The sequence below is a fragment of the Microbacterium aurugineum genome (genome assembly GCF_023101205.1).
GTDB classification, from domain to species: domain Bacteria; phylum Actinomycetota; class Actinomycetes; order Actinomycetales; family Microbacteriaceae; genus Microbacterium; species Microbacterium aurugineum.
On the sequence record NZ_CP078078.1, the window covers coordinates 2,992,159 to 3,018,413 of the forward strand.

The 26,255-nt window shown below is 69.4% G+C and carries 14 protein-coding genes; 1 reads left to right on the forward strand and 13 read right to left on the reverse strand.

The genetic code is table 11. From position 1 onward, the window contains the following. Window positions 1-3: 3 nt before the first annotated feature. The 9 genes from KV397_RS14455 to KV397_RS14495 form a co-directional block, all read right to left on the reverse strand. Window positions 4-1,632 carry a serine/threonine-protein kinase gene (locus KV397_RS14455; RefSeq protein ID WP_261811561.1) on the reverse strand — a complete coding sequence of 543 codons (1,629 nt, stop codon included), beginning with the start codon at window positions 1,630-1,632 and terminating at the stop codon, window positions 4-6. After that, complete coding sequence (locus tag KV397_RS14460) at window positions 1,629-2,858, reverse strand: FHA domain-containing protein (protein ID WP_153243497.1); 1,230 nt, start codon at window positions 2,856-2,858, stop codon at window positions 1,629-1,631. The genes KV397_RS14455 and KV397_RS14460 overlap by 4 nt, the downstream gene beginning before the upstream one ends. Then, entirely contained in the window at window positions 2,858-3,676 is an 819-nt protein-coding gene (locus KV397_RS14465) for a PP2C family protein-serine/threonine phosphatase (protein WP_047522454.1), read from the reverse strand. Before KV397_RS14465 ends, KV397_RS14460 begins: the two co-directional genes overlap by 1 nt. Continuing rightward, window positions 3,673-4,956 (reverse strand): RDD family protein, encoded by a 1,284-nt coding sequence (locus KV397_RS14470; protein ID WP_261811562.1) that lies wholly within the window; start codon window positions 4,954-4,956, stop codon window positions 3,673-3,675. Before KV397_RS14470 ends, KV397_RS14465 begins: the two co-directional genes overlap by 4 nt. Beyond that, on the reverse strand, window positions 4,953-7,349 hold the full coding sequence (locus tag KV397_RS14475) for a transglutaminaseTgpA domain-containing protein (RefSeq protein WP_261811563.1): 2,397 nt from the start codon (window positions 7,347-7,349) through the stop codon (window positions 4,953-4,955). Before KV397_RS14475 ends, KV397_RS14470 begins: the two co-directional genes overlap by 4 nt. Further along, the gene (locus KV397_RS14480) at window positions 7,346-8,608 is read right to left on the reverse strand and encodes a DUF58 domain-containing protein (RefSeq protein WP_153243494.1); all 1,263 of its coding nucleotides are present in this window, start codon (window positions 8,606-8,608) and stop codon (window positions 7,346-7,348) included. The genes KV397_RS14475 and KV397_RS14480 overlap by 4 nt, the downstream gene beginning before the upstream one ends. After that, on the reverse strand, window positions 8,608-9,579 hold the full coding sequence (locus KV397_RS14485; protein ID WP_047522445.1) for an AAA family ATPase: 972 nt from the start codon (window positions 9,577-9,579) through the stop codon (window positions 8,608-8,610). Before KV397_RS14485 ends, KV397_RS14480 begins: the two co-directional genes overlap by 1 nt. A gap of 36 nt (window positions 9,580-9,615) precedes the next feature. Continuing rightward, on the reverse strand, window positions 9,616-15,672 hold the full coding sequence (locus KV397_RS14490; protein ID WP_261811564.1) for an Ig-like domain-containing protein: 6,057 nt from the start codon (window positions 15,670-15,672) through the stop codon (window positions 9,616-9,618). A 201-nt stretch (window positions 15,673-15,873) separates the two neighbouring features. Next, complete coding sequence (locus tag KV397_RS14495) at window positions 15,874-18,672, reverse strand: metallophosphoesterase family protein (RefSeq protein ID WP_261811565.1); 2,799 nt, start codon at window positions 18,670-18,672, stop codon at window positions 15,874-15,876. Window positions 18,673-18,877: 205 nt separating this feature from the next. On the opposite strand from KV397_RS14495, the gene KV397_RS14500 reads away from it, so the two are divergent. Beyond that, a complete protein-coding gene (locus KV397_RS14500; protein ID WP_261811566.1) occupies window positions 18,878-19,624 on the forward strand; it encodes a GntR family transcriptional regulator in 747 nt (248 codons plus the stop codon). An 18-nt stretch (window positions 19,625-19,642) separates the two neighbouring features. Here KV397_RS14500 and KV397_RS14505 read toward each other — a convergent pair whose 3' ends face one another. The 4 genes from KV397_RS14505 to KV397_RS14520 form a co-directional block, all read right to left on the reverse strand. Next, on the reverse strand, window positions 19,643-20,212 hold the full coding sequence (locus KV397_RS14505) for a DNA-3-methyladenine glycosylase I (protein WP_131494493.1): 570 nt from the start codon (window positions 20,210-20,212) through the stop codon (window positions 19,643-19,645). Window positions 20,213-20,817: 605 nt separating this feature from the next. Then, window positions 20,818-22,881, reverse strand: coding sequence for an acyl-CoA dehydrogenase family protein (locus KV397_RS14510; RefSeq protein ID WP_261811567.1), 2,064 nt, complete (start codon window positions 22,879-22,881; stop codon window positions 20,818-20,820). Between the two features lie 196 nt (window positions 22,882-23,077). Then, entirely contained in the window at window positions 23,078-24,835 is a 1,758-nt protein-coding gene (locus tag KV397_RS14515) for a glycoside hydrolase family 3 protein (RefSeq protein ID WP_261811568.1), read from the reverse strand. A gap of 2 nt (window positions 24,836-24,837) precedes the next feature. After that, on the reverse strand, window positions 24,838-26,136 hold the full coding sequence (locus tag KV397_RS14520) for an MFS transporter (RefSeq protein ID WP_261811569.1): 1,299 nt from the start codon (window positions 26,134-26,136) through the stop codon (window positions 24,838-24,840). Between the last annotated feature and the right edge of the window lie 119 nt (window positions 26,137-26,255).

Sequence of the window (26,255 nt, forward strand, 5' to 3'; positions counted from 1 at the left end):
TCGTCACTCCACACACCCCCGCACGGTTTCCGAGGCACGACCGTCGTCGCGCCGCAGCATCACGTCGATGCAGACGGTGCCCGCCGCTGCGGGGACCGTCGCGGTCGCCTCCGGCGTCTGGTGCGGATCGACCTCTCCCGACACCGCGACCGGTGTCCAGATGAACGAGTCGCCCTCGAGCGGACTCGGATTGGTCCAGGTGAACACGATCCGATCGCCCTCGCGCGTCCCGGAGATCTCGGTGACCTTCGGCACGACGTCCGTGCCGACGTCCTTTGGCTCCACGGCCTGCTCGGTCTCCTGCGCTTCGGGGGTGACACCCGCCACCAGGAGGTTCATCCCGACGATCCCGCCGACCACGAGTACGACCGCGGCGGCAGCGAGCACGATCCAGAGGCCCTTGCGACTGCGCGGCGCCGGCGGCTCTCCCGGACCCGCGACAGGAGCAGCCGTCACGGCCGGAGGCGGCGTCGCCTCTTCCGGGGCGACCACCATCGGCGCTCGCGCGATGGTGCGGTCGTCGGCGGAGGGGGCGAGTGGAGCCGCGGCCGTCGGAGTCGGCGGGCGCAACTGGGTCTGCTCGACGAGCGGTTCCTCGGGCGTCGGGGCGTCGAATCGCGGAATGCCCGACAGCGGAACCGGCGGTTCCTTTCGCTGCGTCTGGGCTGAGGGGCGAGTGAACGATGCCAGTTCGGGGTCGATGCTGACGATCTCCCGCACGCGGGTCAGACCGTCGCCGTCGTCCTCCAGGTCTTCCGCCGGCGGATGGTCATCGACGATGTCGATCGGGGTCACCGAGTGGGAGAGCTCGATCTGCACCTTCTGCAGTGCCCGCGCGAATGCCACCGCACTCGGGAAGCGATCGGCGGGGTTCTTCGCCATCGACCGTTCGAGGAGCCTCTGCAGACTCTCCGGCGAATCCGGCCTCTTCAGTGAGGGGAGAGCGGCGCGCTCGATGCGCTCGATCAGATCGGCGCTCGAGTTGCGTTCGCCGGTCCGCTCGAAGGGCGAACGACCCGCCAGCAGCGTGTACAGCGTGGCGCCGAGCGCCCAGACATCGGTGCGCGGACCACTCTGCGGAGGCTCCGCGAACGACTCCGGCGGAGACCAGGGGATGGACATGCCGGAGGCCTCACCCGTCGCTCCGGTCGTCGATGCGATGCCGAAGTCGGTGAGGGCCGGCCGGTTGTACTCCGTGACGAGGATGTTGGCCGGCTTGATGTCGCGATGCAGCACGCCCGCCCGGTGCGCGGTCTCGACGGCTCCGGCGACCTGGATGCCGACGCGCAGAGCCTCGGCGACCGAGAACGGCTCCTTGCGGGAGCGGATCTGGAGGTTCGGCCGCGGGCAGTACTCCATCACCAGGTAGGGGCGACCGTCGCCGGCGACACCCGCCTGGTAGATCGTGACGATGGCCGGATGCGTCGAGAGCATCGCCATCACGTTGGCCTCGTCGGCGAACTCCTGCGCCGCACCACTCGAGATGCGGTCGGCGACCAGCACCTTCACCGCGACTCGGCGACGCGGCATCTCCTGCTCGTACAGGAAGACATCGGCGAAACCGCCGGTGCCCAGCGGCTCCACATAGGTGAAGCCCGGCAGATCGGGCGGCGGGGAGGGGCGACGCGTCACGGCAGCTCCTCGAACGCGACGGTCACTCCGTCGCCGAGATCCACGACATCGCCGGACAGCACGAGCGTCTGCTCCCCGGGATGCAGCCGCACCGGGTCGGCACCGGGACGGAGCAGGGTGGAGCCGTTCGTGGTGTGCAGGTCGATGACCACGACGGTGTCACCTTCCGGCCGCACTTCGAGGTGGCTGCGCGAGATGTCCTGCTGCGGGCTCTCGACGGCGATCAGGTGCGGGAGGTTCGCACCGCTCGCACGGGTCGATCGCGGGCGTCGGCCGATGATGACCGTGCGATCGAGCGCCGCCACCTGACCGGTGGAGAGACGCACGCGGCCCGTCGAAGCGATGGACGGCACCGGGGTCACGTCGAGCACGTCGGTCGCGACATCATCGGCGACGGGAGGCTGCTGGCGGAGCGCACGCAGGTCGGCCGCGGAGACGGTCGCCCCGTCATGATCGCCTTCGACCGGGACGGGGGTGGGCGCCGCGGCTGCGGCACCGACCGAGTGCACGGTCGCACCCCAGAGCTGATCGAAGTCGTCGTCGACGGGCGGTGCGAGCGTCACCTCGGTCGGTGGGAGGAACGCATCCTCGATGACCGGCGCAGGAGTCGGCTCGGGTTCGGGCGCAGGAGTCGGCTCGGGCTCGGGCGCCGGCTCGGGCTCCACGGCCGCCGGCTCCGGCGCCGGCTCGGGCTCCACGGCCACCGGCTCCGGGGCCTGCACGGCTGCAGCGGGTTCGGCGAGCACGGGGGCCGGGCCGAGCGCACTGGTCAGCGGATCGGCGTCGCTCGGCTCGAGCTCGGCGCTCACCGCGGCAGCCCGCACGATCCCGCTCTGCACGGGGAGGCCGTCGGCCTCGGTCGTCGTCTCGACCGTGATGTCGATCGTCGTCGCGCCACCGAGGAACCGCTCGTTCCAGGTGGTGACGTCCGCCCCGGACAGCTCGAGGGATTCCGTCGCGGTCGTCACGTGTGCCGAGACGTCACCTCGGAGGGCGATGCGCACGTCTCCTCCCTCGGCGACGGCGGCGACGAACGACGGCAACGACGTGAAGGACCGGCCCGCCTGCGTCGTCAGGAGATCGACGACGGTTGCGAGCGTCTTCGCCTCCGGCAGCCGTTCCCACAGCCGGGCGACGACATCGCCGGGGACATCGGGCGGGAGCGCGACGAGCGCGCCGGGGATGACGATCAGGTACCACTGTCCCGGTCGGTAGATGGTCTGCATCAGCGAACCCCTCCTGCTGTGGCTTCTCGTGGACGCGTGTCGGCGTCGATGTCGTCGTCGTCGGTGGCCGTCAGCGTTCCCGGCCGCGACGCGACCGAGACCGCGTCCACGACGATCACGGTGATGTTGTCTCGACCCCCGGCGCTCACCGCATCGGCTGTCAAGGCGTCGGCGGCCTTCTGCGGATCGGATTCCGAGGCCAGCACCTCGCGGATACGCGTGTCCGGCACTTCGGAGGTGAGACCGTCCGAGCAGACGAGGATGCGATCGCCGAGTTCGGCGGGGAACATCCAGTAGTCGGCGTCGCCCGTGCTACTTGCACCGATGGCGCGGGTGATGATGTTCCGGCGGCGATCCGAGACGGCATCTTCGACGGAGAGCTCACCGGACTCGATCAGCTCCTGCACCACGGAGTGATCGACACTGATCTGCTCCAGCTCGCCGTCGGCGAGACGATAGGTCCGGGAGTCTCCGATGTTGACCGCAAGCCAGTACCCCATGCCGTCGACCGAGGCGATGACGACACCGCTGAGAGTCGTCCCGGCGCGTCCGTTGCCCGAGGTCGACAGATCCTCGACGCTCGTCCGTGAGACGGAGAGGGCGTGCCGGACGTCGTCGAGCTCGAGCGCCGGTCGGCCGATGTACCGGGCGAACTCGGCGATGACGGCGGCACTCGCACGCTCACCGGCCTCGTGCCCGCCCATCCCGTCGGCGACCAGGAACACCGGGGCCGAAGCCAGATGCGCGTCTTCGTTCAGCGCGCGCCGGAGCCCCGGATGCGTCGCCGACCCGGTGGAGACGATGAGCCCCGGCCTCATGCGTATCCGCCGATCGTCACGATGCGGTCGCCGATCTCGATCGCGTCGCCCAGACGCACCGGCACCCGCTGCCCCGCCGGGCACGCGATGCGCTGGCCGTCACGGACGATGGTCATCCCGTTGGTCGAGTGGCGATCCCGCACCCATCCGCCGGAGGTCTCGGCGGCCGCCTCGAAATGCGTCTTGGAGAGCGACAGCGTCTCGTCGCGCACGGGCACGAGCGTCGCCCCCTCCTCCGGGGCGGGGTTGCGGCCGAAGATGGTCCGTCGCGAGACGGAGACCCGTGTGCCGTCATCCCACGTGAAGACCAGACGATGGCCGGGGACGCTGATCCGGGTCTCTTCGAGGTCGTCGTCCTGTTCGACGACCTCCGGCGCTGCCGGCGCGGGTGCCACCGGGAGCGGCGGGACCGGCGGAGCAGCGACCGGCGGAGCAGCGACCGGCGCCGGAGGGGCGGGCGGGACGGGCGACGTCACGGGAGCCACGGGGTGCTGCTGGACGGTCGCGTCGAGTTCGGGCTCGGGCTCGGGCTGCGCGGGAGGCTCCGACCGCGACGGCGCATCCTGGGTGATGCCCGGGACGAAGGCGATGAGGGATCCGCTCTCGGCCACCGGCGCAGGGGGCGCAGCCGGCCGCGGCGGGAGCGACGAGGATGCCGGAGCAACGGGAGCAGCCGGGGCCGGAACGGCCGGAGCAGCCGACGCCGCCGAAGCAGCCGGAACGGACTGCGGGAGTCCGGGGATCGCCGGTCCGGTCGTCGGTGTAGCAAGGCCCGGCGCAGAGGCGGACGAGGAGGAAGTGGCCTCGGACGCCGATCCGACGGGACCCGTCTTCCGCGCATCCAGGATCAGAGAGCCTGCGACCTTGTCGTGCCACCCCTGGAAGCGCCCCGACCCGTCGAAGAGCGGAGTGAAGTACCCCACCACGACGGCCGCGGCGAGGCCGAAGATCACGTTGCGCAGCAGTGCGCGCCCGAAGCCGAGCGGGCCGCCGTCCGCAGCGGCGACGAGCTGCACGCCCTGGGCGCGCATGCCGATCGAGCCGGCCCCTGCCTGCATGACGGTGTAGACCACGAACCAGCCGAGCAGCACCAGGCTCACCACCGGACCGCCGACGAGGAGGACTCCCACCATCCCCTCGACACTGCCGGTGAGCGACGCGGCGACCAGGAGTCCCCCGCCGAGCACGATCGCGAGGCCCCCGGCGATCAGGGCATCGATGACATAGGCGACCGCGCGACGGGAGAGGGGCGCGATCTGATCGAGCGCAGGCTGCGTCATGGGGTCTCACTCTCGGAGGACGGGGGCGTCGTGCTGTTCTTGATGGTGCCAGGTTCGCGGCGTACGCGCGCGGTCGCGGCGTCCTTGAGGCTCTGCAGGCCGTTCGAGATCGCGGTGCCGCCGACGAGCGAGCGAACGCTCAAGCGCGCCTTCACGCGCTTCCAGAAACCGGCGTCCTTGCCGAGACCGCCGACAATGCCGTCGACCTCGTGCCAGAAGGACTCGACGTCTTGTGGGCTCGGCTCTGTGGGGCCGAACACCTCGGCGTCGGCCCGCTCGGCGAGCGCGGTGACCTGTGGAACCGTCAGCGCGGTGGCCACGACCTCGGCTTCCTCGGTCCGGGTGCCTCCGGGCGTGAGCCGCGCACCGTAGTCGATCGCGCGATCGGTCAGCTCGTCCCACCCGCCACTGATGCGGTCGGCGGTGCGCGCGGCGGCGCGGCGCGACCGACGCTTCGCCGCCTTCCAGGCGCCGATCACGATGAACGGCGACGCGAGGAGCGTGATCACCGCGAGCGAGATGCCACCGATCACGAGGATCGCACCGATGATGCCGGCGAGGTTCAGGCTCTCGTCCTCGGACTCCCGGTCGTCGGGAAGGGTGGGCGGCAGATCGACGGGTTCCTGCGGCGGGGGTGGCGGCTGCAGCACCTGCGGCTTCGGGTCGACGCGGGGCTTGGTGTTCTGGTCGTTCGGCACCTGGTCTTCGGGCGGAGTCGGGTTGAAGGTCACCCAACCGATGCCCTCGAAGTTCACCTCGACCCAGGCGTGGACGTTGTCGCCGGTGGCGGTGAACACCGCTTCCCCCGCCTGCTCCTCGTCGGGGTAGTACCCCATGACGACGCGCGCCGGGATGTCGAGCTGCCCCGCGAGCAGTGCCATCGCCACGGCATACTGCTCGTCGTCACCGATCATCTGGTCGGCACCGACCAACGTCGAGATGCGCTCGGCGGTGTGGCCCGCACGGGACAGCACCTCTCCCTCGAGCCCGTGGCTGAAGAAGCCGCCCTCGGAGAGGAAGTTCTCCAACGCCCGCACCTGCTCGATCGGCGTCTCCGCACCCGACACGGTCTCCGCCGCGAGCGAGGTGAGCTCTTCCGGCACGTTGCTCGACGTCGGCAGCGCCACCTTGCCGAACGGCACCTCGGCGAGCTGTTCGTCATCGGGGACGGCGGGCACGACGGCATCCACGACGTACTCGTCACCCTGGGTGAGCTTCGGCGTCGCGACCGCGGTACCGGTCACGGTGTTGACGTACGTGCCACGACGCAGGTCTTCGGCGCGCGCTCCCTCGAACCGGATCTCGGACAGCTCTCCGGCGGTCGGCATCCAGACACCGCGGTAGCCGTCGATCGCGAACTTCAGCGTGACCGGGACGCCCTCGGCATCCGGTGCCATGTTGGAGCGCAACGGTGCGAACGCGCTCGACGACGTCGGGCCGCCGTCCGTGACGTTGTAGACCATGCCGTCGAACTGATCCATGACCGCGGTGCGGACGCGTGCGCCCTGGGGGAGACCCTGCACCGTGAAGAGGGTCTCGGAGGCCTCGTCGCGCACGTTCTTTCGGAACGCCTGCAACGGGCTCGGGTAGTCGCGGATGTCGAACGGCGGGATGATCACGTCGCGGAACACGTGCCGCGGCTGTGCCGGGTTCGCGACGGCGCTCGCGGCGACGCCGGTGCCTGCGGCGACGGCCAGCACGGCGACGCCCGCCAGCAGCCGTCGGGTGCGCATCTGCGTCGCACGCGAAGGGTCGACCTCGCTGACGGAGACGGCCATGTTCTGTGGTGCCCACAATTGCCGCAGAGCGAGCCACGACATGCTCACCACGGCGAAGACGAGCCCCTGCACCAGAGGGAAGGCGGGCTCCGGTGTGCCGAGGGCGATGACGAGCATCAGCAGCACCCCGGCCGGGAGCAGTGCCCAGGCGACCTGTGGCAGCCGGAGCGCGAGAGACGCGGTGAGCGTGGTGACGACGAGCGCCAGCAGGAACGGGACCACCAGGTGTCCGTCGACCGCAGCCACGGGGGCGACGGTGGTGAGCATCTGCTTCCAGGCGGTAACGGTCCCCACCGCGAGCTTCTGCAGCGTCTCGATCGTCGGGATGACGCCGAGGATGGAGGTCTGCGGGAGCGCGAGGGCCCCGCCGAAGACGAAGTAGGCGGCGACCGTGAGCCCCGTCGTGATCAGGATGCCCCATCGTCGCCAGGTCGCGACGGCCGCGATCGCCAGCCCGATCAGGATGCCGCCGACGGCGGCCGGGAGAAAGGACGGACCGGCGAACGTCGGCCAGAAGCCGATCAGCGCGGTCGTCACGAGGAGTGCGGTCGCTCCCAGATCGAGGATCCATCGGCGCACGGCGAGACCCCCGGGGCCGGCGGCGGGCACGGTCATGCGAGAACCTTCTGCAGAGCGAGCGGAATCTGTTCGAGCGCGCCGACGGTGACCACGTCCGCGTCACCGATCCGCCGAAGCGTCGGAGCGGACACGCTGGTGTCGGCGACGACGGCCAGCGCCTTCGCGCCGAAGGGCAGCCGCGAGCACGCGAGGCGCAGATCGTCGGAGCGCACCCGCGAGCCGCACACGAGCACCACCACACTGGCGAGAGGCATCGTGACCGACACGATCCCGGCGAGGTCGGCGATGCCGCCCTCGCGCGGCTTGCTGCCCTCGACGGCGGAGAGGGAGTCCAACAGCTGCTTTCCGGTGCCGGCCGGGAGCTCGCGCCCCTGCACGCGCACGTCGACGCGCTGCGAGTCGCGGAGCGCGCGGAGGCCGATCGAGCCCGCGGCCGAGATACCGAGCTCGAAGTCCTCGGCGGTCGCGTAGTCGGACAGCGAGCGCGACAGACCGATCACGAAGTGGGAACGCCGCGTCTCCTCGTACTGGCGGACCATCATCGTGCCGGTGCGGGCGGTCGAACGCCAGTGCACATGACGCAGGTCATCGCCCGGCTGATACTCCAGAAGCGCGTGGAAGGAGACGTCGTCGCGCGAGAGGTCCGTGGCCGGAAGCCCCTCCAGGTCGCGCAGGTAGCCGAGGGACTGTCCGTCGAACAGCACGGTGCGCGGATGCACGAACAGGTCCACCGGGTCGTCGCGGCGGTGCGCCCGTTCGAAGAGACCGAGCGGGTCTCCGCGCACGACACTCACGGGTCCGACCTTGACGACGCCGCGCTTCTGGGTCGGGATGGCGAAGAGCTCCTCCGCCTCCTCTCCGGGGGCCAGGCGCTGGATCCCGAACTCCCCACGACCGGCCCCCACCGGGAGCACCACGCGCGAGGGCAGGATCGCCCTGTTGCCACGGTTGGCGAGGGTGAGTGCGCCGACCGCGCGCTCGCCCACCACCACACGGGTGCGGGCGAGGTCGAGCGACACGTCGTAGGCGGTGCGGCCGATGAGGAACAGCGCGCACAGGGTGACGGCGATCGCGATCACAACGGCGGCGACCGTGAACTCCGCCCAGCCGGCGATCTGTCCGAGCACCCAGAACACGATGGCGAGGGACATCAGCACCCACGCGAGCGGACGGATCGCCGCGGTGATCTTCCGGAGGCGCGTCAGGGCACGGGCACCGAGGACGGCCGCGATGTCACGCCATCCGGCGTCGCGTTCCGTCGGCGGCGTCGACGCCTGAAGGGCCTCCGCGGTCATCAGGCCGCCGCTCGTGCCTGGGGAGCCGCGACACCGTCGAGCACGCGGGCGATCACGGTGTCACTGCTCGTGCCGGCGAACTCCGCCTCGGCGTCGAGCAGCAGACGGTGCTGCCACACGGGCCGCGCGAGCGCCTTGATGTCGTCGGGGAGCACGAAGTGACGACCCTGCGCGGCGGCCCACACCTTGGCGATGCGGACCATCGCGATCGCGCCGCGCACCGAGACGCCGAGCCGGATCGCGTCGTCCTCACGGGTCGCTTCGGCGAGCTCGGCCACGTAGCGGAGCACTGCGGGCTCCACATGCACGGTGGAGGCGAGGTCGGCCATGTCGGCGACCGCACTGGTCGTGATGATCGCGGAGAGTCCGGCGGAGGGGTTGCGGTCGGAGGCTCCGGCGAGGATGCTCTCGGTGACCGCGAGGTCGGGGTAGCCGATCGAGGTCTTGATCAGGAAGCGGTCCAGCTGCGCCTCGGGAAGCTTGTAGGTTCCCGCCTGCTCGATGGGGTTCTGCGTGGCGATCACGAGAAACGGGCGACCGGTCTCATGCGTGACGCCGTCGACCGTGACGCGGGACTCCTCCATGACCTCCAGGAGCGCCGACTGGGTCTTCGGCGAGGCGCGGTTGATCTCATCCGCCAGCACGATCGACGCGAAGATCGGTCCCTTGTGGAACTCGAACCGGTGGGACTGCTGGTCGTAGATGGTCACACCCGTGACGTCGGAGGGCAGCAGGTCCGGCGTGAACTGGATGCGCGCGCTGGTGCCCTGCACGGTGGCCGCGAGGGCCTTCGCGAGGCTCGTCTTGCCGGTGCCGGGCGCGTCCTCGAGGAGCACATGCCCCTCGGCGAGCATCGACGCCAGCACGAGGCCGACGATCTCCTGCTTGCCCTGCACCGCCTTGTCGATGTTCGCGACGAGACGCTGGAAGGTGCCCTGGAACCAGGCAGCCTGCTCAGGGGTCATTGTCATGGGAGTACTGCTTCCTCTCGGATGGAAGGGGCGCCGCTACCAGGCACGGCGTTCGTAGTCGGTGTTGCCGATCGTGACCCACACCTCGTAGCCACGGCCACCCGCGCCGTGGAAGCAGCCGATCTCGATGGAACCGTTGGCGGGGATGTTCCAACTCGAGCCGCCCGCGAACTTCGGTCCTGCGAGTGGCGCATTGCTGTTGCACCAGACCTGGTACCTCCCGGCAGGGAAGTTCGAGGTGTTGATGACGAACTTCGCGCAGGTGCCGTCGGTGCACTGCCCTGGCCAGTTCCCGGCCGTGCCTCTCGTCACCCAGGCACGGGGCTGCGGCGGGGGCGAAGAGGTCGCGGATGCGGTCCCACTGGGATCGGACCAGGCGCCCGTCGAGTCCTGCGCGCGGGCGCGGATCGAGTGCGTCTGGCTGTGCCCGTTCCCGACGTCGGTCGAGCCGGTCTTGCTCACGTTCTGCCAGCCGCCGCCATCGATGCTGATCTGCACGTTCTCGATGGGTCGTCCGTTGTCGGAACCGTTGGCGTTCCACTTCAGACGCACCTGGGTGGAGAGCGGATCCGCGCTGACCGACGGGGCGTGCGGCTTGCCGTACGGCTTGCCGCTGGCCGACTTCGATGCGGCTCCCGCGTACGTGGAGCCGCTGACGTTCGCGACGGCGCGCACCTCGACACTGTAGGAGGTTCCGTTGGTCAGTCCACCGATCTTCTGGTTTCCGGGAAGGGCCGACCATCCGCCGCCGCCGTTCAGACGGTACTGGTAGCTGATCTCGTTGCTCGCCGCCCCACCGCTGGAACCGGCGTTGAAGGCGAGGGTGAGACTGCGATCCCCGTCCGTGACCTTCAGGCCCGTCGGCGCTCCCGGCGGGATGACCCCGCGGCGAGGGGCCGACTGCGCACTCATCTCGCCCCACCCGGCCTTGTTGTAGGCCTGGATGCGGTAGGTGTACGGGGTCTGGGAGGGTTGGACCTGGATGGCCTGGCTCCGCGCCTCGGGCCCGGGGGTCAGCGTGTTCACGACCTGGCCGCCCTGCAGGATCTCGAGACGGTATACCTGGATGGCGTCACCGTTGTTGTCGGGCGCGACCCAGTTCACCTGCATCTGGGCCTGGTCGCCGACCGGGGCGAGCTCGGTCGTCGTGGGCGCGGCGGGAGCCTTCGGCGGGCCGGCCGGGATCTCGGAGGCGGACCAGCCGCTCCAACTGGAGGGGTCGGGGGCCCTGTTGTGCGCCTGGACCCGCACCTGGTAGTCCGAGCCGTTCTCGAGCCCTTCCCACGTGGTGGAGTTGCCCGTGACCTCCTTCTGCGTGACGCCGGACGGCGGCGCGGGCGAGATCTCGAGCGTGTACCGCTCGACCGGCGAGCCCGGGGTGCTCGGCGTCTTCCAGGCCACCTTGAGGGACTTGTCCCCGAAGTCCAGAGAGGGCGGGTTCGGTGTGTCGGGACGCGCATCGGGCCGCGCCGGAGCGGAGGCCGCGGAGGGCTGCGACTCGCCCACACGGTTGGTCGCGGTCACCTGGAACGTGTATTCGACGTTGTTGGTGAGGCCGTCGAGCGTGCACGTCGTGGACTGGCACTCCTTGGTGTACGGGTTCCCGCCCACGGACCTCACGGTGTACTTCGTGATCTCGGCTCCGTTGTTCGACGGCGCGGAGAACGACACCACGACCGTGCGGTCCTGCACGCTCGCGATGACCGGAACCCCGGGCGCGTCCGGAACGTCCTGCACCGTGACGACGATCTGTCCGTTGACCTCCCGATCGGGGTCCTCCGTCGCGTCCTGGATGCGATAGCGGACGACGAGCGTGCCCACGAACGACTTCGTCGGAGTGATGGTCACCTGGTCGTCGGTGAAGCCGACCTCGCCGCCGCCGGACTCGGTCACCGCGGACACGATCTTCAGCGGGGTCTCGGGGAACGGGTTGAAGTCGTTGGCGAGAGCGGGGACCGTGATGGTCTCGCCCGCATCCGCTTCGGAGATGGTGTCGGTGTTGGCCGCGGGCATGGGACGGGTCGATGCTGTGACGAGCACCGTGACGGTGCCCTCCACCGGCTCGGTCGTGCCGTCGGACACGCGGAGCTTCAGCGTGACCGTCGTCCCCTTCTTGGCGTTCGACGACGCTTCCACGCGGAGTTCGTCGCCGTCGACCCGCGCGGAGACGCCCTTGCCCTCGCCGCCGACGAGTGCGTAGTCGTGCTTCCCCTTGTCTTCGGGGTCGGGGTCGTCGGTCAGCGCGGCGAGGTCCAGCGCCACCGCCGATTCACCGGGTGCCACGTTGACCTGTCCCTGGACGAACGTCGGCTGCTGGTTCTCCGGCGGCAGCACGTTGATGGGGATGCTGAGCGTGGCCTTGCGCCCCTCCGGGTCGTCGGGCCCATCGCCGTCCGTGACCTCGAACGTGAGCGCGTCGGGCCCGAAGTAGCCGTCGGCGGACGTGTAGACCAGTGTCTTCGCGTCTTGGAGGAGATCTGCGCCGTCGGCATGGCTCGCGCTGATCTTCGCCTTCTCGGTGATGACGACGTCGCCGCCGCCCGCCACCGTCACGTACTTCGACAGCGGCAGGATCTCGGTCTCGCCACTGACCACTTCGAGCGGCTTCGTCGACGTGAGCGTCGGGCGAAGGTCTGCCCGCGAGGGGACGAAGATGAACGCCGACGCCTGCAGGTCGTCGCGGTCGGTGAGGGTGTACCGGATCAACTGCAGCTCGTCCGTGACGGTGACGCGCACCTTCCCGTTCTCGAGCCGTGTGCCGCCTTCGCCGACATCGACCGTGAGCCGGTCGGTCGTGCCGTCCGGGTCTTCGTCATTGGCCAGGATGTCGAGGTCCGCGGTCAGTCCGCCGTCCTTCAGATCCGCGGGCTGCAATCGGTCGTCGCGTGCGACGGGAGCTTGCAGGGGAACGTCTTCGTCGACCGTGATCTGCAGGGTCGCCATCGCCGTCGCCCCGCGGGAATCCGACACGGTGTACTGCAGCGAGGTCTCGGTGGGCGCGTCGGGTGCCTGAACGAGCACGCGGTCACCGGAGACCCGCGCATCCAACCCCTCCGGAAGCTCGAGCCCGTCCTTGACGAGGGAGACCTTGTCGCCCTCGGGATCGGAGTCGTTCGCGAGGACGGGCACGGCGATCTCACGCCCCGGTCGCACGACCACGGCGTCCTTCACCGCATACGGCGGCTGGTTGATCTCCTCCGCGGGGGCGATGCCGACGCGGATCGTGGCGACGCCCTCCTTGCCGAGGCGATCGCGCACGCGGTACTTGAACACGTCGACGCCGGACGCCCCGTCGAACGCTTCGTACGTGAAGTAGTTCGGCCCGTTGAGCACCCGTCCCTTGCTCGGACTCGAATCGAGGCCGACCAGCTCCACGGAGTCGCCGTCGGTGTCGATGCCGTCCAGCGGGACGGCGATGTTCACCTCGGTGCCGGCGAGCGTGCGCGCCACGAGGTCTTGAGGACGCGGAGCGGCGTTCTTCTCCTCGTCGATCGGCAGGATCTGGATGGTGACGTAGCCGGCGGCCTTCTGCTGGCGCGAGTCGACGACCTCATAGGTGAGGTACACCGTCTTGGCCTCCGGGCCCGCTTTGAAGCGCACCGCGTCCTGCGAGACGAACGCCTCGCCGTCCTCCGGGTCGACGAAGGGCTCGATGAGCTCCGGCTCGAGGTGCATGACGTCGTCGCTGGGATGCGTGTCGTTGTCGAGCACCGGGATCGTGACCACATCGCCGGCGCGCACGGTCGCCGTATCCGGGTTGGCGATCGGCTGGAGGAGTTCGTCCGGCGCGGGGATGGGGATCACCACGACCTCACCCTCGGCCGACTTCGAGCCGTTCGAGATCCGGTACTTGATCCGCACCTGCTCCTCGAGCGCTCCCTGATCGGTGATGCGCAGCGTCTCGTGGTTGAGCACCGAGACCGAGATGCCGCTGTTCGGCTCCAGCGACACCGACTGCACCACGAGGATCCCCCCGCCGGGATCGGTGTCGTTGTTGAGCACGCCGAGCAGCACATCCCCGCCGGTGGGCAGGAGCGCGACGTCACGAACGGCGACCGGCGGGAGGTCGGTCTCCGATTCGGGCATCACGTCGACGCGGACGAGACCCTCGCCGTTCTTGGGCCCGGTGGTGACCTGGTACTGCACGTAGTAGACCCCGGCCTTCTCCGCCATGAAGGAGAAGGTCTTGTTCGGGGTGTTCGGGATGATCGTCGCGCCCGGGGTGTCGAGAACCCGGCTGAGGCGCAGCGGCTCGCGGGAGGTGCTCGTGTCATTCGCCGTCGGCGCGATGGTGACCTGCTCGCCCACCTTGGTGATGACGTGGTCGGCGTTGGTCTTCGGGTTGGTCGAGCCCTGCGGCCGGACATCGAGCGCGATCGTCGACGTGCCCAGCTTTCCGAAGGCGTCCGCCACGGTCACCTGCACGTCTTTGCGTCCTTGCAGGCTGGCGGTGGCCTTGTAGGTGATCTGACCGTCCTTGCTGAAGTCGACCTCGTCGCCGGGAGCCGCGATCACCTCCTTCAGATAGATGTCGTCGCCGTCAGGATCGATCCAGTCGGGGAGGATGTTGTACGAGATCGTGCCGCCGGTCTCCACGGCGAGCGCGGTCTTGCGCTTGGGCGTCGGAGCGCCGTTCTCGTTCCAGTCGTGCACGGCGAGCGACACGACGGCCGTGTCTTTGCCCCCGCGTCCGTCGTCGACCTCATAGGTGAAACTCGCGGTACCGGAGGCCTTCTCTTCGACGGCGATCTGGAGCGAGCCGCCGTTGTTGATCGGCTGGACGGTGCCGATCGCGGGCTGCGCCTCGGCGAGGGCCGCGACGAGCACATCCCCGTCGGGGTCGTTGTCGTTGTCGAGCACGGGGAGCAGCGTCGTGGCACCCGGCCGCACACCGTAGGAGTCGTCCTCCGCGATCGGCGGGGTGTTCTGCTCGCTGCGCTCCGGAAGGGTGGTCTCGACGGTCTCCTCGGTCGAGTCCTCCTCGTTCTCCGTCTCGCCCTCGGGCGGAGTCAGGTCGTTCCAGTTGTCGACGCGCTGCAGGCTCTCGTTGGCCATCCAGGCGGCACCGCCGACGGCATCGTTGAGGATGATCACGTCCCGGTTCACGCGGAAGGTCAGGTTCGCGGAATCCTCTGCTCCCTCGATCGGGGAGTTCACGTCGTTGGAATCGCCGGGGCATTCCCGGATGAAGGTCGCCGAACCCGCCCAGGCACCGTAGGTGCAGCCGCGGAGCCAGACCGGTGCGGCGGCCGTACCCGCGCTCCCGGCCGAGGTCTCTTCGGGGTCGCTGCCGTCGAGCGGCACACGCACCAGAGCGGACGGGGTGGCGATCGCGACCGCGTCGTTCGCGGCGGACGCCTGTTGCAGCACGGCATCCTTCGCGCCCGGGACCTCCGTGCGGAAGCCGCCCGGGGTCGTGACGACGCCCGCCGCCTCGTCGAACACCACGGGCGTGCGACCCACGGCGGTGATCGTCGGCTTCGCGGCCGCATCGACCTCGCCGACCGAAGCCGTGGAGGTGTCCCGCGGCGCACCTTCGTTGTCGACGGGAACGGTCACGACCTCGCCGCGCTCGGCGGAGAGTGCGAACACCGTGCCGTCATCGGCGACGGTGACGTCGGCGTTCTCGCCCAGCTCGGCGACGGGTTCCGCCGCCTCGATCTCGAACGACGCGATGCCCTTCACCGGGACGACCCAGAGATCTCCGGACTTCTCATCCAGGATCGCCGCCGTGTTCGCACCCATCGCGACCTTGGCGGTGGAGGGGATGATCGCCGAATCTCCGAGCGAGACCCGTGCCGGGTCGATCGCCGTCACGGTCGATGCACTCTCGTCGACGACGAGCACGTTCGCTGCGGCCTGGAGGATGTCGTAGTTCTCGCTCGTGGTGCGCAGACCGCCGTCGAGGACCGTGGACTCGTTGTTGAAATGCCCGACGAGCAGGCTCGAGGTCTTGGTGATCCAGACGCCGCCGTCGTTCAGGTCGACCTTGGTGGTCGGGAACCCTTCATACGTGAAGGCCATCGTGGTGAGGGCGATGACCCCGACCGTGACACCCGCCGCGGACGCCAGCGTCTTCGGTCGCGCGCGCATCCATGACAACGCCTTCATTCCCGGTTTCCCCCCCAGGGTGACACTCTGTGATCACTCGTGCGCGGGCCCGTCTGGCCGACGACGCACCCGTTCATCCTAACCGCGTGCCCGAGGACCGCTCGATGGGGAGTAGTACCCATCGCCGGAGCGGCGTCGAGTCGACCTCGGCGCCGCCCCGGCGATAGGGGGAACGGAACGCTCTCAGCTGCCCGCGCGGCGCCTCCGGGCGAGGAGGAACCCGCCGAGCGCCGCGAGCAGCAGGCCGCCGCCGAGGAGGAACCAGCCGGGCTCACCGCCGGTGGCCGCGAGTCCCCCGCCGGTCGACGGTGCATCCCCACCGCCGGAGCCCGGCGCGACGCCGCCCGGCCCCTCACCCGCCCCCGTGACGGTGAGCGGGGCGGTGACCTCGGTCCCGTCCGGCAGGATCACCGCCAGCGTGTGAGCACCCGCCGGCGTCGTCGAGGGGATCGTGACGGTCGTGCGGAACGCTCCGTCGACGTCGGCGGTCGCCACGCCCACCCGCACCGGTGTGGAGCGCAGCTCGATCTCGACCTCGGTGTCGGCAGGGAATCCGGTGGCCGCGATCGTGACCCGGCCGCCCGCTGCGACGCTCTGCGTGCTCAGTTCCAGGGTGGGATCGACCGGATCGACGGGATCGACGGGGTCGACCGGAGCCGCCGTCGGCCGCGGGACGTCGACGTGCTTGATCTCCGTCGCGCCGGTGGAGGAGAAGGAGTACACCGTGACCCGCACGCGGTCGTCGTACAGCGCGGCGCGCAGTCCGACCGGATCGGCACCGCCGACGGCCTTCTCCTCCCAGTCGCCGCTCGGCCCGTACATCGTGGTCACCGCTCCGGTGTTCACGACCGTCGGGGCATGGGCGAGGCTCGGATCCGTCCGCAGCTCGGCGCTCCAGTCATTCAGCGTCGGCGACCAGTGCGTGTGGCCGTTGAACATGATGACGTTCGGGTTCTGCGCGAGGAGCGCGGCGAAGCGAGCCTCTTCCTGGCCGTAGTCGTTCTTGTAGAACCGCGCGTACGACCCCGAGACCGAGTAGGGCAGCAGGTGGTGCGAGAACAGCAGCACCGGCCTGTCCTGGGCACGCCAGTGCGCGAGCCGGTCGCGCAGCCAGGTGAACTGCTCCTGGCTGAAGTCGATGAACGGGCCCGAGCCGGTCTTCGCCGCGTAGTCGTAGAACTCGCTCCCGATCCAGATCAGGGGAAGCTGCCCGTCGACGAGGACCTCTCCCCACAGTCCGCCCTGCCCGCCGACCTCACGCATACCGGTCGAGTCGAGGAAGCGCTTCTGATACACCGCCGATCCCTCACTGCCGTAGTACTCGTGGTTGCCGATCGTCGAGACGACCGTGCCGTAGTCGCCCCCGCCCCCCGCGGCGAGCGCCGACAGATAGGAGGTGTAGTTGGCGGTCGACCCCGTGCTGACGAGATCGCCGTTCGACACCAGCACATCCGCCGCCTGCGGCATCGCACGGAAACCGGGAAGCACGTTCTGGCTCAGCCGGGTCGTCGCTCCCTGCACGTCGCTGAAGATGTCGACGACCGCGTCCGCCTCGACCCCCTCGGCGAGCGGGGTGAGCGGGCGCAGCACCTGCACGTCGTCGAGCATCCACGACCCCGCGGCGCTCGCGGCCTCGAACCCGAATCGAATGCTCATCGACGACGCGCCCGCGGGCACCGCGACCGGCAGACGGAGTCGCGCGGACTCCTCATCCGCGTCGGAGAGCTCGCGCAGCACGGCCTCGGTCCCGTCGTCGAAGAGGGCCGTCACCGATCCCTGCTGTCCCCCGCCGCGCTTGCGGTAGTGGCTGTCGAGGCGCACCTCGAGCGTGTCCCCCGCCGTGACGGCGATCGGTGCCGATGTCAGGGTGCCCGAGAACGCCCCCTCCGTCGCTTCCGCCACCGCGATCCGTCCCGAGGCCCGGGTGAACGCGTGTCGGCGGTCGGTTCCGTACTGCCCGACCACGCTGTCGAGAGTCGACAGCGACCACGCACCCGTCGTGATCCAGGTGTCCTTCTCGAAGCCGTCGAACCAGAGCAGCGGTTCGGTGGTCGCCGAGTCCGGATCGCCTGCCGCGAGCACCGTGATCTCGAGCGACGTCGAGACGATGCCGGCGCCTCCGAGCGACAGCGCCACGTAGCCGGGGGCGAGGTCTTGGGGCAGGGTGACGGAGAACGAGGTCTCCCCGGCGGCGTCGGCCACGGGGATACCCGGGATCGGAGTGGCGGAGTCCCCCCACGTCGCGGTCAGCTGCTGGCCGGGGCGGAGGCCGCCGATCGTGACCGGCACTGTCGCACCCGCCGTCGCGACGGGCTTGGACGCGGAGAGGATTCGCGGTGTCGAATCGGCCGGTGGCGCCTCGCTGATCTGCACGTCGTCGATCATCCAGAACCAGTTGTTGCTGCTCTCGGCATACGACCAGCCCACCGTGACGGCATCGACTCCCGCCGGCACCGGGATCGAGACATCCACCTGCTCGTCGAGCCGGTTCCGCGCGAACGACTCGACCACGACGGGCGCTTCGTCGTCGAACCGAGCCACCAGCTGAGCGGTCTGCGGTGCCTGTCCCTGCTTGTAGTGGCTGTCGAAGACCACCCGCACCGCCCCGTCGCCGCTCTGGAGGTCGACCTCGGGAGCCCACAGGACCGAGCTGAAGCGCCCCTGCGTCGGCCGGTTCGCGTCGGAGTGCACGACCGCGGTCATCCCCTCCGCGCGGGAGAAGGAACCGCGGTCTCCGCTGTTCCCCCACACGGACACGACCTCGGCCGGCGTGTGGAACGACCAGCCCTGCCACTCGGTGCGCATGCCGTCGACATTGGTGTTGTCGACCGACCACCCCGCCGGTGGCTGCGTCGCAGTGGCATCGGCGAAGCCTTCGTCGAGCGGCGGGGCCGCGGCGAGCGCGGGCGTCGCCGCGGTCCCGCCGAGCAGGGTGAGGGCGCACGTCACCGCAAGGGCACCGATTCCGCGTCTGGTTCTCATGTCTCTTCCTTGGAGTTGGTCGACCGCACATCTCGGCCGAGGCAGGGTGGAGAATCTCCGGGTCTCTTCCGAGCATGCGGAGCGAAAGTAGTCATGACAACTTTTTGCCGCAGTATTCTCGAAGTGTTCACCGACATGAGGCAGAGTGGCCCTGGCTGGCAGCGTCGAGGAGCGAGAAGTCATGACAACGGGAGCGAGGACGCGAATGCGCAGACCGCTGCACGAGCAGCTGTACGAACAGATGCGCGATCGCATCAGGAGCGGTGAGTGGCCCGAGGGCGAACGGGTGCCGAGCGAGCACTCCCTGATCGCCGAGTTCGGCACCTCGCGGGGGCCGATCAGGCAGGCGCTGGCGACCCTGCGCGCAGAGGGCGCCGTCGACGGCGGACGGGGCGCACCGCCGCGTGTACGGCGACTCGTGCCGACGCAGTCCTTCCAATCGTTCGTCTCGTTCACCGACTGGGCACGGTCGATCGGCCGCCGCCCCGGACAGCGGGTCATCGAGGCCGCCCGGCGTCCGGCATCGGAAACCGTCGCCGACGATCTCGGCGTGGAACCGGGGGCGGCGATCGTGGAGATCGTGCGGTTGCGGCTGCTGGACGACGAGCCGGCGATGCTCGAGAGGTCGGCATTCCCGTTCGCCGTCGGAAAGCTGCTGTTGGCGGCCGACCTCGATACGGGGAGCATCTACCAGACGATGCAGGAGCACGGATGCGCACCCGTCCGCGCACGCCATGTCTTCGACGCCGTCCCCGCGGATGACCTCGATGCCGCGGCGCTCGCCGTCTCGGTGTCGACTCCGCTGCTGCGGGTGCGGCGAACGGCGTGGGCCGAGGACAGCTCCCTCGTCGAGGTCGCCGATGACCGCTACCTGCCGACGATGGCCAGTTTCGCGGTCGAGAACACCTCCGACGCGCGCTCCGCACTCACGCGGGAGACCGGCGAACGCTGAACCTCGCGGTTCCGATGATCAGGCGCGCCAGCACCCCGCGATGTGGTCGTCGACCATCCCCGCCGACTGCATCAGCGCATACATCGTCGTCGGACCGACGAAACGGAAGCCTCGTCGTCGCAGCTCCTTGCTCAGCGCCGTCGACTCCGGCGTGACAGCGGGGACGTCGCTGAACGACGCCGGTCGGGTACCGGATGCCGGCGGCGCGAACGACCACATCAGCTCGTCGAGCTCGCCTGTTCCCATCGAGCGGACCAGCTGGGCGTTGCCGATGGTCGCCTCGATCTTCGCGCGATTCCGGATGATTCCGGCGTCTCCCATCAGGCGCTCGACGTCGTCTTCGCCGAACTCCGCGACGATCTCGGGCTCGAACCCCGCGAAGACCTCACGGAACCGCGGGCGCTTGCGCAGAATCGTGATCCACGACAGTCCGGCCTGGAAGCCCTCGAGCGCCATCTTCTCGAACAGCGCGCGGTCGCCGTGCAGGGGCGTGCCCCACTCCTCGTCGTGGTAGCGGCGGTACTCGGCGTCGTCACCCACCCAGGCGCAGCGGTCACGGGCGTCGGGTCCGGTGAGGAGAGAGCTCATCCGTTCAGGCTATCCGCCAGGACCGACACCGCCACGGGCGCCTGCCGCCTGCCGCCTGCCACCTGCCACGTGCCGTCTGCCGCCCGCCGCCTGCCGCCTGCCGCCTGCCGCGCGCCGCCCCGGTCCCCGCTTCCGCGTCTCCGTCCCCGTCTCCGCTTCCGTTTCCGTCGACACCCCCACCCACCGTCGACACCCCCGTCCACCGTCGGCACCCCCTCTCACTCGCGTGTCTCAGAGGAGGTCCCGACACGGAGAGGAGGCCTCGACAGCAAGAGGCCTGACGAGGCGAGCGGACCGTTCACCGCACACACACCTATCCACCGTCGACCCGACCAAACGCCGACGCCCCCGCCCACCGTCGATGCCCCCTCGTGCTCGCGCGTCTCAGAGGGGGTCTCGACACGGAGAGGGGGCCTCGACAGCAAGAGGCCTGACGAGGCGAGCGGACCGTTCACCGCACACACACCTATCCACCGTCGACACCGAGCCACCGCCGACGCCCCGCCCACCGCCGACGCCCCCTCTCACTCGCGTGTCTCAGAGGGGGTCCCGACACGGAGAGGGGGCCTCGACGAGGAGAGGAGCGGGAGCGGGGGCGGGCGGGGTCAGCGCTTCTTCTTCAGGGCCTTCTCCTGGATGGGAGCCTGCCCGGTCGCCGCGAGGTCGGCATAGTATGCACGCGCCTCGTCCTGACGCTGCTTCTCGATGCCGCTCGCGATCGGTGCACGCACATGCTCCGGCTCATAGCCGAACGCGTTGATCAGGTCCAGGGCGTACGGGCGCAGCCGCGCGCACAGACGGTCGATGTAGCTCGACACGGCCGCTGCGCGCTGGGTCGACAAGCGTCCGTTGATCAGGTGCCAGGCGAGGTGCTTCTCGATGAGCTGCAGCCCGAAAAGGTCACGCAGCCACGTGAGGACCTTCTTCGTGTCGGGGTCGTCCATCTGATGCACGGCGTCGGTGAACGCCTCCCACTGCAACAGCTCTCCGTGCGCACGAGCGGCTTCGATGAGTTCCGCCTGGTTCTCGTTGAACAGACGCGCGCCGAGCACCTTGTCCTTCGCCCCCGGACGCAGCCGAGCCGCGATGTCGGCGACCATCTGCTGCACGCGCCCGGCGAGCAGGTCGTGCTGCTGCTCCTCGCGCAGCCCCCGCTCGACCGAGCGACTCACCTGACCGAAGTCGGAGACGGCCTGGCCGAGCTGACGGAGCCCCGCGCCGTGGAACACCTTGCCCGCGGTCATTCCGACGGCGAACTTGGCCAGCGCCGCCGCGTCCTTGCCCTGGAACTGCTTGGCGTAGTCGGTGAGCAGGCGCTTGCCGACCAGCTGCAGGAGGACGTTGTTGTCGCCCTCGAACGTGACGTAGATGTCGAGGTCCTGGCGAAGGCCGACCAGACGGTTCTCGAACATGAAGCCGGCCCCACCGGTGGCTTCGCGGGCCTCCTGCAAGGTGTCGAGCGCATGCCAGGTCGAGAGCGGCTTGAGGGCGGCCGCGAGCGTCTCGAGGTCCTCCCGGTCGGCGGGCGTGTCGGTGCGGCCGGAGAACACGCCGTCGAACTTCTGCAGGAACTCGTCGTGCGCGAAGATCTGCGCGTAGGTGGTCGCCAGGCGCGGGAGCAGACGGCGCTGGTGCTTGCCGTAGTCCATCAGCACGACTTCCTGGCCGTCCGCCCCGTCGAACTGACGACGCTGCGTGGCGTAGGTGATCGCGATGTGCAGGCCGAGCGCCGATGCCCAGGAGGCCGCGCCGTCGAGGGACACGCGCCCCTGGACGAGCGTGCCGAGCATCGTGAAGAAGCGGCGGCCGGGACTGTCGATCGCGCTGGAGTACGTCCCGTCGGCGGCGACGTCGCCGTAGCGGTTCAAGAGGTTGGTGCGCGGGATGCGCACGTGGTCGAACGACAGTCGTCCGTTGTCGATGCCGTTGAGTCCCCCCTTGAGCCCGTCGTCCTCGCGACCGATACCGGGGAGATCGTTGCCGTCCTCCCCGCGCAGCGGCACGTAGAAGCAGTGCACACCGTGGTTGACACCGTTCGTGATGAGCTGAGCGAACACGGTCGCCGCGACGCCATGCAGTGCGGCGTTGCCCAGGTACTCCTTCGTCGCGCCCCGGAAGGGGGTGTTGATGACGAACTCCTCGGTCTCCGCGTCGTACGTCGCGGTCGTGCCGACGGCGGCGACGTCGGAGCCGTGTCCGATCTCCGTCATCGCGAAGGCACCGGGGATCGACAGGTCCATCACGCCGGGGAGCCACTTCTCGTGGTGCTCCTTCGTGCCCAGCTGGAGGATCGCGGAGCCGAAGAGTCCCCACTGCACACCGGACTTGATCTGCAGACTCGGGTCGGCGACCACGAGCTCCTCGAAGCCGGCGATGTTGGCGCCGTTGTTCTCCTCACCACCGAGCGACTTGGGGAACGCACGGTGCACCGCCTTGTTCTCGACCAGCAGGTGCAGCTGGCTGAGCACGCGCTCGCGGTGCTCGTCCTTGCCGAGCTCATCCTTGCGCCAGAACGCCGAATCCTTGATCATCTCGCGCGCCTGGCGGCGGACGTCACCCCACGTGCCCATCAGGGCATCGTTCACTCGGGCGACGTCGATCTGCGGCGGGGCCGCGATCTCGTGTGATTCATCGGGTGTCGTCGAAGGACGGACGGCAGCGTCGACCATGGGGTTCCTCCAGGAAAGTAGGGAGACCACCATGGTAGGTCTGCGACAAACGTCGAGGAACTCCTCTGTAAGCATCCTCCAACGCGTTGCCGGGGCACCCCCGCCGCCGCTTGTCGCCTCGCGACAGGAACGGCCGAGCCTCCCTCCTGCCCACGACTCCGAGAGGGTCGCGGGCGGGAGGACGGCTCGAGAGCGACTACAGCGAGAGACCGTGGCCGAAGCGGAAGAGGGGATCCGCGGTGTCGAACGGGACATCGGGGCGTGAGGCTTCGACAGCGGCCATCGACCTCGGCAGATCGAACGGCAGTCTGCCCCGCGCCTCGACCGCACCGCTCAGCACGCCGAGCAGTGCGGCGCCGGACGCGCCCCAGTTGACGGTCACCGCAGCAGCCACCTCGGCGATGGGGGTGAGGATCGGCGGACGGTCGGCCAGCACATCGACGACGGTCGGGACCGCGTGTGCGACCTCACGGACGTGGGCGACGAGCTCGGCGGGGAACTCCAGGGATCCCGCGTGGAAGAAGTTCTCGAACATCGTCGCGCGCTCTTCGAAAGGCGCCTGCAGGCGGACGATCGCGAGGTCGGCCTCGGCAGGAGTGTCGACGACCTCGCCGAAGGCGGCCGCCACGTCCGCATCGATGCCCTCGAGGTAGAGCTTCGTCCCCCGCGCGAACGGCAGCGCACCGTCGTTGGACAGGACGGTGATCGAGGCGCGTTGCGCGTCCTCCCCCGCGGCGCGGAAGTCCGCGCGTCCGACGATCTCGTCGGCGGCGTCCTCATCCACGAAGGGGTTCTCGAAGAGACCGAGCTCGAACTTCTCCCGCAGGATCCGCCGCGCCGAGACGTCGAGTCGCTCTTCCGTGATCTCGCCGTCGGCGACGAGCTCGAGCAGCAGCTCCGGGTTCGCCTCGCCGCCGAACTGGTCGGCACCGGCATCCAGCACCTTCTTCATGCGCTCGCGGGGCGTGAGGTGTTCAACTCCCCAGGCGCGGGCGGAAAAGGGCTGCCCGAAGATCTCGGAGTCGCTGATCAGCCCCCAGTCGGTGCAGACCACCCCGTCGAACCCGTAGCGCTCCCGCAGCAACCCGGTGATGACCGACTTGTTGAAGCCGAAGCCGACCTCTTCATACTCGGTACCGACGGGCATGCCGTAGTACGGCATCATCTGGCGCGTGCCGGCGGCGAGCGCATCCTCGAAGGGCTTCAGGTGCAGCTCGAACTCTCCGCCGGGGTACACCTGCTCGCGCCCGTAGGAGAAGTGCGGGTCCTCGCCGTCCTTCTGCGGACCGCCGCCCGGGAAGTGCTTCGTCATGGTCGACACGGATCCGGGTCCGAACGAGGCGCCCTGGAAGCCGCGGATGTACGCGGCCCCGAGCCTGCCGGAGAGTTCCGCATCCTCTCCGAAGGTCGCGGTCTGCCGGGCCCAGCGCGGTTCGGTCGCGAGGTCGACCTGAGGGTGCAGCGCCACGCGGAGGCCGACCGCGGTGTACTCCTGTCGGGCGATGTCGGCGAATCGCTCCACGAGCGCCTCATCCCGCGTCGCGGCGAGCCCGAGCGTCTCGGGCCACTGGGAGAAGGGACCTGCGAGGATCGACGCCCCGGGGTTCTCACTGAACGAGTGGCGGGGGTCGGTCGACAGGGTGACCGGGATGCCGAGACCCGTGGATGCCGCGAGACGCTGCAGGGAGTTGTGCCAGGCCGCGATCTCGCGGCCTGTCGGTGCAGCCCCCAGCAGGTTGAAGTGGGTCATCCGCTTGCCCTCGAGGAACTCACGGGCCGAGGGCGTCGCGAACGTGGGGTCGGACTCCTCGAGATCGCCGATCGCGATCATCGTGTGGAAGAGGAGGCCGGCCTTCTCCTCGATCGACATGGCATCCAGCAGCAGCTGCACGCGCTCGTCGACCGGGAGAGCGGCATCGAGCCAGGGACGGACGGTGGTGGCGGTATCGGTCATGGTCACTTGACTCCCTTGATGCGGTAGACGAGGAGGGCACCGGCCAGCGCGACGAGCGCACCGAACAGATACCAGGCCGTGTAGCCGCCGAGCGGCGTGGCGGCGCCGAGCGCGATGATGGCCGGGGCGATGGCCGGCGCGATCGACTGCGGCAGCGCGTTGGCGATGTTGAGCACCCCGAGGTCCTTGGCGGTGTCGGCGGGGTCGGGCAGCACCTCGGTGGCGAGGGCGAGGTCGACCGAGAGGAACGAGCCCGCACCGAGCCCGATGATCGCCTGCGCGGCGACGACCGTGGTGACGTCCGGAGCAACGGCCAGGATGACGAGACCGACCACCATGATCACACCGGCGACCGCGACGAACGGACGCCGCTTGCCGATCTTGTCGGAGAGGAAGCCACCGAGCGGCGAGGAGATCGCCATCGCCGCCATCGAGGCGAGGTTGGCCAAGAGGATCGTTCCGACCGCGCCCTGCTCGTCGAGGCCGAACTTGGTGATCAGGTACAGCGGAAGGTAGGTGGCGATGCCCGCGTAGCCGAACATCACGAAGAACTTGGTCAGCCACGTCCAGCCGAAGTCCGGGTGCTTGCGCGGATTGAAGACGAAGGAACCGAAGAAGGTGCCGACCGTGAAGCGCTCCGCCGGCTTCTCTGTGAGTCGACGGTCCTGGAGGACGAGGACGAACACGATCACCAGGATCAGCGCGATCACGGCGGGCACGACGAAGCGCTCGAAGTCACCGGGGAGGAAGTTGACGATGAAGCTCCCGGCGAGGATGCCGATGGGGGTGGTGATACCGATGATGCCGGACACCTTGCCGCGGCTCGAGACGGGCACCTGATCGGGCAAGGTGGCGTTGGCTGCGGCGAGCACCGCGTTCATCGACGCCTGCACGAGGCACCAGGCGAGCAGGACCATCCACACGGACGTGGCGACGCCGATGATCAGGAATCCGCCGAGGCCGACGATCGCGCCACCGAGGATCCACGGGCGACGCATGCCCCAACGCGAAGTGGTCCGGTCGGAGAGCCGACCCACCAGCGGGTTCGCCACGAGCGCGAACGCTGCGCCGATGCTCATCACCAGCCCCAGGCTCGCCTCCGTGCTGACCGGATCGATGTGCTGGATCTTGAACGCCATCGACACCATGACCGGCGTGAGAAGCGCGAGGTACACGCCGAAGTTCACGGCGGCGAGGCCGGGCGTGTAGCCGCGCGGCGTCTTCGACGGCGTCGTTCCGGGCGCTTTGAACCCGGTGGTGCCGACCGCAGCCGCGTTCGCGGCGGATGACAACTCTGTCATGACAGTCCTTTCGAATCTCCGCACGTCTTCGGGCGATGCGGCTCTCCGAAGAAGATACACGAATCCAGACCGATTGGTAAGTGAATACCGACCGAGTGGTAATGAGCGAGGATAGAGAG